This is a genomic window from Pseudomonas sp. GM49 (assembly GCF_000282355.1).
Lineage (GTDB): Bacteria > Pseudomonadota > Gammaproteobacteria > Pseudomonadales > Pseudomonadaceae > Aquipseudomonas.
Genome location: NZ_AKJL01000241.1, coordinates 1 through 11,980, shown reverse-complemented (window position 1 = coordinate 11,980; position 11,980 = coordinate 1). Strand labels below are relative to the sequence as shown.

At 63.0% G+C, this 11,980-nt stretch carries 14 protein-coding genes; 12 read left to right on the top strand and 2 right to left on the bottom strand.

Features of this window, described 5'->3' with window-relative positions:
* The 11 genes from PMI29_RS08325 to madM all read left to right on the top strand — a co-directional run.
* A partial coding sequence (locus tag PMI29_RS08325; RefSeq protein ID WP_008001155.1) for a response regulator occupies positions 1–1,871 on the top strand: 1,871 nt, incomplete at its 5' end.
* Positions 1,864–2,325, top strand: a complete 462-nt coding sequence (locus PMI29_RS08330; protein WP_008001153.1) for a chemotaxis protein CheW — start codon at positions 1,864–1,866, stop codon at positions 2,323–2,325. The genes PMI29_RS08325 and PMI29_RS08330, both read left to right, overlap by 8 nt.
* A gap of 235 nt (positions 2,326–2,560) precedes the next feature.
* The gene (gene mdcA / locus PMI29_RS08335) at positions 2,561–4,231 is read left to right on the top strand and encodes a malonate decarboxylase subunit alpha (RefSeq protein ID WP_008001151.1); all 1,671 of its coding nucleotides are present in this window, start codon (positions 2,561–2,563) and stop codon (positions 4,229–4,231) included.
* Entirely contained in the window at positions 4,231–5,106 is an 876-nt protein-coding gene (locus PMI29_RS08340) for a triphosphoribosyl-dephospho-CoA synthase (protein WP_008001149.1), read from the top strand. The genes mdcA and PMI29_RS08340 overlap by 1 nt, the downstream gene beginning before the upstream one ends.
* Positions 5,106–5,405 carry a malonate decarboxylase subunit delta gene (locus PMI29_RS08345; protein ID WP_008001147.1) on the top strand — a complete coding sequence of 100 codons (300 nt, stop codon included), beginning with the start codon at positions 5,106–5,108 and terminating at the stop codon, positions 5,403–5,405. Before PMI29_RS08340 ends, PMI29_RS08345 begins: the two co-directional genes overlap by 1 nt.
* A complete protein-coding gene (locus tag PMI29_RS08350) occupies positions 5,398–6,249 on the top strand; it encodes a biotin-independent malonate decarboxylase subunit beta (protein WP_008001143.1) in 852 nt (283 codons plus the stop codon). Before PMI29_RS08345 ends, PMI29_RS08350 begins: the two co-directional genes overlap by 8 nt.
* Positions 6,246–7,049 (top strand): biotin-independent malonate decarboxylase subunit gamma, encoded by an 804-nt coding sequence (gene mdcE, locus PMI29_RS08355; RefSeq protein WP_008001135.1) that lies wholly within the window; start codon positions 6,246–6,248, stop codon positions 7,047–7,049. Before PMI29_RS08350 ends, mdcE begins: the two co-directional genes overlap by 4 nt.
* Positions 7,043–7,663, top strand: a complete 621-nt coding sequence (locus PMI29_RS08360) for a malonate decarboxylase holo-ACP synthase (protein ID WP_008001128.1) — start codon at positions 7,043–7,045, stop codon at positions 7,661–7,663. Before mdcE ends, PMI29_RS08360 begins: the two co-directional genes overlap by 7 nt.
* Positions 7,660–8,571 (top strand): malonate decarboxylase subunit epsilon, encoded by a 912-nt coding sequence (mdcH, locus tag PMI29_RS08365; RefSeq protein WP_008001126.1) that lies wholly within the window; start codon positions 7,660–7,662, stop codon positions 8,569–8,571. Before PMI29_RS08360 ends, mdcH begins: the two co-directional genes overlap by 4 nt.
* A gap of 57 nt (positions 8,572–8,628) precedes the next feature.
* Positions 8,629–9,045: a malonate transporter subunit MadL gene (gene madL, locus PMI29_RS08370; protein ID WP_008001124.1), complete on the top strand. Its 417-nt coding sequence runs from the start codon at positions 8,629–8,631 to the stop codon at positions 9,043–9,045.
* 1 nt (position 9,046) lies between these two features.
* A complete protein-coding gene (madM, locus tag PMI29_RS08375) occupies positions 9,047–9,811 on the top strand; it encodes a malonate transporter subunit MadM (RefSeq protein WP_007987763.1) in 765 nt (254 codons plus the stop codon).
* 93 nt (positions 9,812–9,904) lie between these two features.
* Here madM and PMI29_RS08380 read toward each other — a convergent pair whose 3' ends face one another.
* Positions 9,905–10,819 (bottom strand): LysR family transcriptional regulator, encoded by a 915-nt coding sequence (locus tag PMI29_RS08380; protein WP_008001122.1) that lies wholly within the window; start codon positions 10,817–10,819, stop codon positions 9,905–9,907.
* 131 nt (positions 10,820–10,950) lie between these two features.
* On the opposite strand from PMI29_RS08380, the gene trhA reads away from it, so the two are divergent.
* Positions 10,951–11,568, top strand: a complete 618-nt coding sequence (trhA, locus tag PMI29_RS08385) for a PAQR family membrane homeostasis protein TrhA (protein ID WP_008001120.1) — start codon at positions 10,951–10,953, stop codon at positions 11,566–11,568.
* Between the two features lie 25 nt (positions 11,569–11,593).
* On the opposite strand, the gene PMI29_RS08390 is transcribed toward trhA, so the two are convergent.
* On the bottom strand, positions 11,594–11,980 hold a 387-nt coding region (locus tag PMI29_RS08390), incomplete at its 5' end, for a LysR substrate-binding domain-containing protein (protein ID WP_008001118.1).

Here is an 11,980-nt window from a genome sequence, read left to right as displayed (position 1 = left end):
TGGCCACGCCCAAGGCCGAGCCGCTGGCGCCGCCGTCCGAGGCCGGCGCCGACATGGTCAAGGTCTCGGCAGAGCTGCTCGACGATCTGGTCAACCTGGCCGGTGAAACCTCGATCTTCCGTGGCCGGATCGAACAGCAGGTCAACGATGCGCACATCGCCCTGAGCGAGATGGAAACCACCATCGAACGGATGCGTGATCAGTTGCGCCGTCTCGATACCGAAACCCAGGGGCGAATCCTCAGCCGCCAGCAAGTCGATGCCGAACGCCTGGGCTACGAAGAATTCGACCCGCTGGAAATGGACCGCCACTCACAGTTGCAGCAACTGTCCCGGGCGCTGTTCGAATCGGCCTCCGACTTGCTCGACCTCAAGGAAACCCTCGAGCGACGCAATCAGGATACGGAAAACCTGCTGCAACAGCAGGGCCGCATCAACACCGAATTGCAGGAAGGCCTGATGCGCACGCGCATGGTGCCGTTCGAGCGGATGCTCCCGCGTTTGCAGCGCATCGTCCGGCAGGTATCCAGCGAACTGGGCAAGGACGTGGATTTCATCGTCGATAACGCCGAAGGCGAGATGGATCGCAACGTCCTCGAACGCATGGCTGCGCCGCTGGAACACATGCTGCGCAACGCCGTCGACCATGGCCTGGAGTCTGTCGAAGCGCGGCTGGCGGCGGGGAAACCGGCCAAGGGTAAAATCACCCTCGATCTGCTGCGTGAAGGCGGCGACATCATTTTCGACATCCGCGACGACGGTGCCGGTGTTCCGCTGGACGCGGTGCGGCGCAAGGCGATCAAGCGCGGCTTGCTGGCTCCGGACAGCGTCATCAGTGATCACGACGTGTTGCAGTTCATCCTGCAACCGGGGTTTTCCACGGCCGAGAAAATCACCCAGATCTCCGGGCGCGGCGTCGGTATGGACGTGGTGCATGAAGAGGTGCGGCAACTGGGCGGCACCATGAGCATCGACTCGGTACCCGGGCAGGGCGTGCATTTCCGCATTCGCCTGCCGTTTACCGTATCGGTCAACCGGGCGCTGATGGTGCAGTGCGGTGAGGACCAATACGCGATCCCGCTCAATACCATCGACGGCATCGTGCGCGTCCTGCCCAATGAGCTTGAAGGCTATTTCCGCTTCGATTCGCCAACCTACGAATACGCCGGGCAACGTTACGAGCTGTGCTATCTGGGTGAGCTGCTGAAAACCATCCCGCGCCCGAAACTGTTGGGCCAGAGCCTGCCATTGCCGGTGCTGCTGGTGCAGTGCAACGAACGGCACATCGCCGTGCTGGTGGACGCCATGGCCGGCACTCGCGAGATCGTGGTCAAGAGCCTGGGGCCGCAGTTCGCGGCGGTGCAAGGTGTGTCCGGGGCGACGATTCTCGGCGATGGCCGGGTGGTGCTGATTCTGGATCTGCTGGCGCCGATCCGTGCCATGCAGGCCCGCGTACCCCAGCATCCCGCGGGGCAGGAGATCGAGGTCGAACCGCATCGGCCGTTGCTGGTGATGGTGGTCGACGACTCGGTCACCGTGCGCAAGGTCACCAGCCGCTTGCTCGAACGCCACGGCATGAACGTGCTGACCGCCAAGGACGGGGTCGATGCCATGCTGCTGCTGGAAGAGCACATGCCCGACCTGATGTTGCTGGACATCGAGATGCCGCGCATGGACGGCTTCGAAGTCGCGACGCAAGTGCGCAACGACGAACGCCTGCAACACCTGCCGATCATCATGATCACCTCCCGCACCGGGCAGAAACACCGCGACCGTGCCATGGCCATCGGCGTCAACGACTACCTGGGCAAGCCGTACCAGGAATCGGTGCTGCTCGAAAGCATCGCCTTGTGGAGCAAGACCCATGCTTGAACACCGCACCAGCAACCTCACCGGCCTGCTGCTGCCGTTGGCCGACCGCAGCCTGATCCTGCCCAATGTCGCCGTGGCCGAGCTGATCGATTACCAGCAGCCGGGGACTTTCGATCTCGACACACCACCGTGGTACCTGGGCCTGGTGACGTGGCGTGACCGGCAGATACCGCTGCTGAGTTTCGAGTCGGCCTGCGGGCAGAAAACTGTCATTGGCGAGCGTGCGCGGATCGTCATTCTCAATGCCCTTGGCGGGCGGCCCGAGCTGAAATTCATCGCACTGCTGGTGCAGGGGATTCCGCGCTCTTGCAAACTCGATAGTCAGTTGAGTTATGTGGACGTGCCGTTGTGTGCGCTGGAGCAGGCGGCGGTGCAGGTGGGGGAGCAGGTGGCCAAGGTGCCGGATCTGCTTGCGCTGGAGGCGTTGTTGGTGGATGCCGGGTTAATCAACTGATCCCGATTCAGCGGTGATCTGACCGGCCTCTTCGCGGGCAAGCCCGCTCCCACAGTGTCCGTGGGTTGCCCAAAATTAACTGCAACCACCAACCCTGTGGGAGCGGGCTTGCCCGCGAAGGCGTCAGTCCAGACAACCATTAACCTGAGCGTAACGATCCGCCACTCTGCTTGATTGATGCCCCCACCCAACACTCCTAATGTGACCCCCACGACAGCGAACCCGTGGAGTGGTCATGACAACAACAATATCCCCCGACTCGCGATGGACGCGGCGGCGCAGCGAAAAGCAGCGGCGCCTCGAGCTGGTGCGAGGTCTTGCCGACGGTGTGGTGTTGCCCACCGACAACATCGTCGCAGCGCTTGAAGCGTTGATCCTGCCCGGCGACCGCGTGGTGCTCGAAGGCAACAACCAAAAGCAGGCGGATTTCCTTTCGCGCTCCCTGGCCAAGGCCGACCCCGCGAAGCTGCATGACCTGCACATGATCATGCCCAGCGTCGGGCGCTCCGAGCACCTGGACCTGTTCGAACGTGGCATCGCGCGCAAGCTCGACTTCTCCTTTGCCGGCACCCAAAGCCTGCGCATCAGTCAGTTGCTCGAAGACGGCCTGCTGGAAGTCGGTGCGATCCACACCTACATCGAACTCTACGCGCGGCTGGTAGTGGACCTGATTCCCAACGTCGTGCTCTCGGCCGGGTTCATGGCCGACCGCGCCGGCAACATCTACACCGGGCCAAGCACCGAAGACACCCCGGCACTGATCGAACCGGCGGCCTTCAGCGACGGCATCGTCATCGTCCAGGTCAACCAGTTGGTGGATGACGTCAGCGACCTGCCACGCGTTGACATTCCAGCATCCTGGGTCGACTTCGTGGTGGTGGCCGACAAACCGTTCTACATCGAACCGCTGTTCACCCGCGACCCTCGGCACATCAAGCCCGTGCACGTGCTGATGGCGATGATGGCGATCCGCGGCATCTACGAAAAACACAACGTTCAATCCCTCAACCACGGCATCGGCTTCAACACTGCGGCCATCGAACTGATCCTGCCGACCTACGGCGAATCCCTCGGCCTCAAAGGCAAGATCTGCCGCAACTGGACGCTCAACCCGCACCCGACGCTGATTCCGGCGATTGAAAGCGGCTGGGTCGAAAGCGTGCATTGCTTCGGTACCGAGTTGGGGATGGAAAACTACATTGCGGCGCGTCCGGATGTGTTCTTTACCGGGCGCGATGGCTCCCTGCGTTCGAACCGGATGTTCAGCCAGCTGGCGGGGCAATACGCCGTGGACCTGTTCATCGGCGCGACTTTGCAAGTCGATGGCGACGGCCACTCCTCCACCGTGACTCGCGGGCGCCTGGCCGGTTTCGGCGGGGCACCGAACATGGGCCACGATCCGCGCGGTCGCCGTCACGGCACGCCGGCCTGGCTCGACATGCGCAACACGGATGTGGCCGAACCGATGCTCGAGCGCGGCAAAAAGCTCGTGGTGCAGATGGTCGAAACCTTCCAGGAGGGCGGCAAACCGACTTTCGTTGAAACCCTCGATGCGGTCGATGTGGCGAAGAAAAGCGGCATGCCACTGGCGCCGATCATGGTCTACGGCGACGACGTGACCCACCTGCTGACTGAAGAAGGCATCGCCTATCTGTACAAGGCGCGCTCGCTGGAAGAACGCCAGGCGATGATCGCCGCTGTCGCCGGGGTGACCGCCATCGGCCTGCGTCACAACCCCAAAGACACCGCGCGCATGCGCCGCGAAGGCCTGATCGCCTTGCCCGAAGACCTCGGCATCCGCCGCACCGACGCCACCCGTGAACTGCTCGCGGCGAAAAGCGTGGCCGATCTGGTGGAGTGGTCCGGTGGCCTCTACAACCCGCCCGCCAAGTTCAGGAGCTGGTAATGCACGCACTCAACCTGCAACCCAAAACCCTGAGCCTGGCCGAGCGGCTGGCGGACCTGGCGGTGGACGCGCTGATCGACGAGGCTGATCTGTCGCCGAAACCGGCACTGGTCGACCGACGCGGCAATGGCGCCCACACCGATTTGCACCTGGGGCTGATGCACGCCTCGGCACTGTCCCTGTGGCCAGCCTTCAGGGCGATGGCCGATGCCGCGATTGAGTTTGGCGAAATCGGCCTGCCCCTGCGCGAGGCTGTCGGCCGGATCGGTCGTGAAGGCGAGCAAGCGATGCTCGACACCACGGGAGGCGTGAATACTCATCGCGGGGCGATCTGGGCCTTGGGCCTGTTGGTCACGGCCGCTGCGCTGGACCCTGAGTCCACGGCTGCAAGCAGCGTATCGATTCGTGCGGCGCGCCTGGCTCTGCTCGACGACCGCTACGCGCCGCGCCCACTCAGTCATGGCGCCCAAGTCGCCCAACGCTACGGCGCACGAGGCGCCCGTGAGGAGGCGCAACTCGGTTTTCCGGCAGTGACCCAACGCGCTCTGCCGCAACTCTTGCGCAGTCGTGCAGCCGGTCATGGCGAGCAGAACGCCAGGCTCGATGCGCTGCTGGCGATCATGACGAATCTGGCCGACACCTGCGTGCTTTACCGCGCCGGGGAACAAGGCCTGAGCACTATGCAACGGGGCGCCCAGGCGGTGCTCGATGCGGGTGGCAGTTCCAGCCTCGCCGGACGTCGCCACCTGCATGAGCTGGACCAACAACTCATCGCATTGAATGCCTCGCCCGGCGGTGCTGCCGACCTGCTCGCAGCCTGCCTGTTCATCGACCGTATCGCGTCGGGCGACAGCTTTATCCAGGGAGCTTTTTGATGGAAACCTTATCCTTTGAATTCCCCGCCGGGCAGCCGCCACGCGGTCGCACCCTGGTGGGCTGTGTCGGCTCGGGCGATCTGGAAGTGCTGATCGAACCGGGTCAGGCTGGCAAGCTGACGATCAACGTGCAGACCTCGGTCAATGGCAGTGAACAACGCTGGCAGCATCTGTTCGCACGGATGTTCGACGGTCAGACGCCGCCGGCGATGGCCATCGACATTCACGATTTCGGCGCGACACCCGGCGTGGTGCGCCTGCGTCTGGAACAGGGCTTCGAGGAGATCGGCCATGACTGACAGCGCATCCCTGCTCAACAAGCACAGCTTCGTCGAACTCGGTGCCCGGCAACGGGCCAGGGCTCTGCTCGACGCGGGCACCTTTCGCGAGTTGCTCGATCCGTTCCAGCGCGTCATGTCGCCATGGTTGTCGCGCCAGGGTGTGGTACCCCAGGCCGACGACGGTGTCGTCATCGCCAAGGGCAGCCTCGGCGGTTTGCCAGTGGTGATCGCGGCCATCGAAGGTGCGTTCCAGGGTGGCAGCCTCGGTGAAGTCGGCGGGGCAAAAATCGCCGGTGCCCTGGAACTGGCCGCCGAAGACAACCGCAACGGCATCCCGACCCGCGCCGTGCTGCTGCTGGAAACCGGCGGCGTGCGTTTGCAGGAAGCCAACCTCGGCCTGGCGGCGATTGCTGACATTCACGCGGCGATTGTCGACTTGCAGCAGTACCAACCCGTGGTCGGTGTCGTGGCGGGCAGCGTCGGTTGTTTTGGCGGCATGTCGATTGCCGCCGGGTTGTGCAGCTATCTGTTGGTGACCCAGGAAGCGCGGCTGGGCCTGAATGGTCCGCAGGTGATTGAACAGGAGGCCGGGCTTGAGGAGTACGACTCCCGCGACCGGCCCTTCATCTGGAGCCTGACCGGAGGCGAGCAGCGCTTTGCCAGTGGTTTGGTGGATCGCTATGTTGCCGACGACGTGGCGCAGATCCGCCAACAGGTGGGTGAGTTGTTCCAGCAAGGTTTACCGGCGCAACCGCGCAGCCGTCAGGCCGATTTGTTTCTGCAACGGTTGGCGCGTCTGAACACCGAACCGCAAATCGAGCCGTCCGTGGTTCGCGATCTGTACCAAGGAGAACGCCCATGAGTGCTTATTCCCTGCGAGGCTTGAACTGGTTCAACGCCTTGAGTGCCGGTGCAAACGCGGTCGAAGGCTTGCCGGCTTCGCTGAAGGTGGCGGACGGTGTGCTCGGCGATCAGCCTGTACGTTTCGTCGCGGTGGTAGCCGACCCCGACAACCGTTTTGTTCGCGCCCGCAACGGCGAGGTGGGTTTGCTCGAAGGCTGGGGCCTGGCCAAGGCCGTGGATGAAGTCATCGCCGCCGATCAGAGCAAGACGCAGAAACGCGCCCTGGTCGCCATCGTCGACGTGCCTAGCCAGGCTTACGGCCGACGTGAGGAAGCCCTCGGCATTCATCAGGCGCTGGCCGCTGCGGCGGACAGTTATGCCCGTGCCCGTCTGGCCGGTCATGCGGTGATCGGTTTGCTGGTGGGCAAGGCAATGTCCGGGGCGTTTCTGGCCCACGGCTATCAGGCCAATCGCTTGATCGCCCTGCGCGATCCGGGGGTGATGGTGCATGCCATGGGCAAGGCGTCGGCGGCGCGGGTGACCTTGCGCAGTGTCGAAGAGCTGGAAACCCTGGCCGCCAGCGTGCCGCCGATGGCGTACGACATCGACAGCTATGCCAGCCTTGGTTTGCTGTGGGAAACCTTGTCGGTTGAGCAGATTGAGCAGCCGACTGCTGCGGATCTGGCGCGGGTGACCGATTGCCTGCATCAGGCGATTGGTGATGTGGTTGCTGGTGGTCGTGATCTGAGTGGTCGCCTCGGTGCGAGTAATCGTGCGGCTTCGAGCAAGGTTCGCCAATTGCTGAGAGCGCAGTGGTGAATACGCTCCTGGCTCACGACCTGTTGTGGGGGATGACCCCGCAGCAATTGCCTGCGGATGCGCCTGCGTGGGTGATCGAGTCGCTCAGTGCCGGTCAGCCGGTGGTGGTCCGTCGCGCCTTGAGCGCGGCGGGACAAGTGGCGGTGGGCGTGCGCGGGCCGCTGCGCGAGCAGCGATTTGCGACGCTGATGGAAGTCGCCGCCATCACGCGGCGGGTGCGGCCGGAAGAACTCTGCCATGTTCAAGGCCAGCGCGATTTCCCGGCGCTGCAAGCCTTGGCGCAACTTCGCCCACACCTTGATAACAGCGATTGGACTTGGGGTGTCAGCGGCAGTGCCGGGTTCGAGTTGGCCAGCGGATTTGCCGCATTGCACGAGGGCAGCGATCTCGACCTGATTCTGCGTACACCGTGTTCATTGACCCGCATCGAAGCGCAAGCCTTGGTCGCTGTGCTCGATACTGCCGAGTGCCGCGTGGACATGCAGTTGCAGACGCCATTTGGCGCCGTCGCCCTGCGCGAATGGGCCGGTGCTTCGTCGCGGGTCCTGTTGAAAAATGCCACTCAGGCCAGTCTGGTCGCTGACCCGTGGAATCCACAGGAGCAGGCAGCGTGAGTAGCTTGCTGGTGTTCCCCGGTCAGGGCGCGCAGCAGCCGGGTATGCTCCAGCGGTTGCCTCGGGAAACCCTGAACGAGGCAAGCAACGTGCTCGGTGAAGACGTATTGCTGCTGGATTCTGCCGAGGCGTTGCAGTCGACGAGGGCGGTTCAGCTGTGCCTGCTGATCGCCGGCGTCGCCACTTCACGCCAGTTGGCCATGACCCCGGACTACGTGGCCGGATTGTCGATCGGCGCTTACCCGGCAGCGGTGGTGGCCGGTGTGCTGAGTTTCAGCGATGCGTTGCATCTGGTCAGCCTGCGCGGTGAGCTGATGCAGCAGGCTTATCCACAGGGCTACGGCATGACCGCGATCATTGGTCTGGACCTGGCCACGGTGGAGGCACTGCTGGCCCGGGTGCATAGCGCAGAAACTCCGGTTTATCTGGCCAATATCAATGCCGATAACCAAGTGGTGATTGCCGGCAGCGATGCGGCGATGAAAGCGGTGGCCGAATTGGCGAAAGGTTGCGGGGCTGGGTTGGCCAAGCGTCTGGCAGTCAGCGTGCCATCCCATTGCCCATTGCTTGAGGCACCCGCGCAACGACTAGCCGAAGCCTTCGCCAAAGTGCCGCTGCACACACCGAAGACCGGTTACCTGAGTGGCAGTCGTGCGCGTCCGCTGATCAAGCCCGAAGCCCTGCGTGACGACCTGGCCTTCAACATGTGCCGCATCGTCGATTGGCGCGGCACGGTACAAAGCGCCTACGAGCGCGGCGTGCGTCTACAGATCGAACTGCCGCCCGGTGCGGTGCTGACCGGGCTGGCGCGCCGGGTGTTCGAGCAAGGCACCGTGATTGCCTTCGACGGTGCACGGCTCGATACCTTGCAGGCGCTGATGCGAGAGGAGGGAAGCCGCCACTCCTAAAACTCAGGCTTCGAACAACAAAAACAACATTCGAAATGCACTTTGAGGACTACAACAATGATTATTTACGGTGTGGCGCTGTTGGCGATCTGTACGCTGGCAGGGGTGATCATGGGTGACATGCTCGGTGTGTTGCTGGGTGTGAAGTCAAACGTCGGCGGTGTCGGGATCGCGATGATCCTGCTGATTTGCGCACGGCTGTGGATGCACAGGCATGGCGGCATGACCAGGGATTGCGAGCTGGGCGTCGGCTTCTGGGGCGCCATGTACATTCCGGTAGTGGTCGCGATGGCGGCGCAACAAAACGTGGTTACGGCGCTGCACGGTGGTCCGGTGGCGGTGCTGGCGGCGATCGGTTCGGTGGTGGTTTGCGGTTGCACCATTGCCCTGATCAGCCGGACCCACAAAGGCGAACCCTTGCCCGATGAACCGGTGGATGTAACGTCGGTTGGCGCACCGGCAGGAGGTCGCTGATATGTGGGAACTCTTTGAGAAAGGCCTGGCAACTAACAGTCTGGTCACCGCATTCGCTTTCGTCGGCATCATCATGTGGGTGTCGGTAATTCTCTCCAAACGCCTGACCTTTGGACGGATTCACGGCTCTGCCATTGCCATCGTCATCGGCCTGGTACTGGCCTGGGTCGGCGGCACGATGACCGGCGGGCAAAAAGGCCTGGCGGACTTGACGCTGTTTTCCGGCATCGGGTTGATGGGCGGCGCCATGCTGCGGGACTTCGCCATCGTCGCCACGGCATTCGAGGTGCAGGCCACCGAAGCGAAAAAGGCTGGCTTGATTGGCGTGATCGCGCTGCTGTTGGGCACGGTGCTGCCGTTTATCGTCGGCGCGTGCATGGCCTGGGCGTTCGGTTACCGCGACGCGGTGAGCATGACCACGATTGGCGCAGGTGCAGTGACTTACATCGTCGGGCCAGTGACTGGAGCGGCCATTGGCGCCAGTTCCGATGTGGTAGCGCTGTCGATTGCCACCGGTCTGATCAAGGCGATTCTGGTGATGGTCGGTACACCGATGGCGGCGCGCTGGATGGGCCTGGACAATCCGCGTTCGGCGATGGTGTTTGGTGGATTGGCCGGGACGGTCAGTGGCGTGACTGCCGGTCTGGCGGCGACGGATCGGCGTCTGGTGCCTTATGGCGCGTTGACTGCGACCTTCCACACCGGGCTTGGGTGCTTGCTGGGGCCTTCGCTGTTGTTCTTCATTGTTCGCGGGATTGTGGGCTGACCGTACCGACGCCATCGCGGGCAAGCCCGCTCCCACAGGTGCTGTGCAAATCCTTGTGGGAGCGGGCTTGCCCGCGATGGGGGCGACTCGGTTTCAAGCCTGCCGATTGGCATACATCCGACACTCCGCCAGCAACGCCAGCAGATTCGGATCACGCTCCTTGGCCTTCAGGAACACCACGCCAATGTGTTGCTGCAAGCGGTACTTTTCCTGCAACGGGATCAGCTTCACCCGGTTCTCGTACACCGCCGCAATCCGCCCCGGCAGCAACGCATAACCCACGCCCGAACTGACCATGCTCAGCAGCGTGAAGATGTCGTTGACCTGCATCGCCACCTTCGGCTCGAACCCCGCCTGCTCGAATACCCGCTTGCCGTCCTGATGGGTGGCGAAGCCCTGGGTCAGGGTGATGAAGGTTTCGTCGCGGACCTCGGCCAGGTCGACTTCGGTTCGCTGGGCAAACTTCGAGTCGGCGGGGGTGGCGAGGAAAATATCGTCGGAAAACAGCGGGATCTGCTCGCAATCGGGGTCGTTGACGCTGTCGTCCAGCGACACCAGGATCGCATCGACTTCCATGTTCTTGAGCTTGTAGAGCAGGTCGATATTGGAGCCCAGAATCAGGTCGATGTTGAGCTCGCTGCGACGGATCTTCAGGCCCATGATCAACTGCGGCACGGTCTTCACCGTCAGGGAATACAGTGAGCCAAGTTTGAAACGCTCAGCCGAGAACCCGGCGGCTTCGCGGGTCAGGCGCACACTTTCGACGACGTCCTGAATCAGCTTCTGCGCCCGTTCCTCCAGCACATAAGCGCTTTCCAGCGGCGTCAGGCTGCGGCCTTCGTGCTTGAACAACGGGCAGCGCAGGGCGCTTTCCAGAGAATGGATCGCCCGATGCACGCTGACGTTGCTGGTCTGCAACTCGGCAGCGGCCCGTGCCAGGTTGCCAGTGCGCATGAACGCCAGGAACACCTCGAGTTTTTTCAGGGTCAACTCTTCATCGATCAGCATGGGGCGGACTCTTTTTGGAATGAATCGATTGTGCCCAATTACTCCGGGCCCGTCGTACAGAAACATTGCGCTTTTACGCTTGAAACCTGAGCCTTGCGCTCTGCGGCAATGAAATTCGAGGTGAGCAACGCATGTATCACGGGGAACGATTGAACGCCTGGACGCATTTGGTCGGGGCAGTGGCGGCGTTTGTCGGAGGGGTGTGGCTGATTGTGCTGGCCAGTCTCGACGGCAGTCCGTGGAAGATTGTCAGCATGGCGATCTACGCCTTTACCTTGCTGGTGCTTTACAGCGCTTCGACCGTGTACCACAGCGTGCGCGGGCGCAAGAAAGAGATTATGCAGAAGGTCGATCACTTTTCGATCTACCTGTTGATCGCCGGCAGCTACACGCCGTTCTGCCTGGTGACCCTGCGCGGGCCGTGGGGCTGGACGTTGTTCGGGATTGTCTGGGGCCTGGCACTGATCGGCATCCTGCAAGAGATCAAGCCGCGTTCCGAGGCGCGGATTCTGTCGATCGTGATCTACGCGGTGATGGGCTGGATCGTACTGGTGGCGGTCAAGCCGTTGCTCGCGGCGCTGGGCACCGCCGGGTTTGCGTGGCTGGCCTCGGGCGGCGTGCTGTACACCGTGGGGATCATCTTTTTCGCCCTCGACCATCGGTTGCGACATGCCCACGGGATCTGGCACCTGTTCGTGATCGCCGGGAGCCTGCTGCACTTTGTGGCGATTCTGTTCTACGTCCTGTAAATCACCACAGGTTGTTCATCAGGCTTCAGGGTTGCGCAGGACTCAGGTACTCCAATTGCTCCCGGGCGCGGCGGCTGAAGATCTGCAACAGGTCATTGAGCGTGTGCGGCAGTGGTTCGCTGGCGCGAGTCACGGCGTACAGGGTGATCGGCAGTGGCGGGGCCAGCGGGCGGATGGTCGTGGTGCCCGGTGATGCGCCGAGGGCGGTGAACGGGTCGATCACCGCCAGGCCGGCACCGGATTCCACCATGGCCCGGGCCAGTGAATAGGTCTGTACGGCGATGCGTATCCGGGGCGGCGGCTCGACGGCTTCCAGATAACTGTCGAGTCGCGCGGCCAACGGATCGGCGCTGGACAGCCCGATCAGCGGCGCATTCGCCAGCGCCATCAGCGGCAGTGGCTGGCCGGCGTC

What these genes read in the sequence shown, in the direction of transcription:
- mdcE (WP_008001135.1), top strand. Translation starts at nt 6,246, where the DNA reads ATGAGTGCTTATTCCCTGCGAGGCTTGAACTGGTTCAACGCCTTGAGT.
- PMI29_RS08350 (WP_008001143.1), top strand. Translation starts at nt 5,398, where the DNA reads ATGACTGACAGCGCATCCCTGCTCAACAAGCACAGCTTCGTCGAACTC.
- madM (WP_007987763.1), top strand. Translation starts at nt 9,047, where the DNA reads ATGTGGGAACTCTTTGAGAAAGGCCTGGCAACTAACAGTCTGGTCACC.
- PMI29_RS08345 (WP_008001147.1), top strand. Translation starts at nt 5,106, where the DNA reads ATGGAAACCTTATCCTTTGAATTCCCCGCCGGGCAGCCGCCACGCGGT.
- mdcA (WP_008001151.1), top strand. Translation starts at nt 2,561, where the DNA reads ATGACAACAACAATATCCCCCGACTCGCGATGGACGCGGCGGCGCAGC.
- madL (WP_008001124.1), top strand. Translation starts at nt 8,629, where the DNA reads ATGATTATTTACGGTGTGGCGCTGTTGGCGATCTGTACGCTGGCAGGG.
- trhA (WP_008001120.1), top strand. Translation starts at nt 10,951, where the DNA reads ATGTATCACGGGGAACGATTGAACGCCTGGACGCATTTGGTCGGGGCA.
- PMI29_RS08330 (WP_008001153.1), top strand. Translation starts at nt 1,864, where the DNA reads ATGCTTGAACACCGCACCAGCAACCTCACCGGCCTGCTGCTGCCGTTG.
- PMI29_RS08380 (WP_008001122.1), bottom strand. Translation starts at nt 10,819, where the DNA reads ATGCTGATCGATGAAGAGTTGACCCTGAAAAAACTCGAGGTGTTCCTG.
- PMI29_RS08340 (WP_008001149.1), top strand. Translation starts at nt 4,231, where the DNA reads ATGCACGCACTCAACCTGCAACCCAAAACCCTGAGCCTGGCCGAGCGG.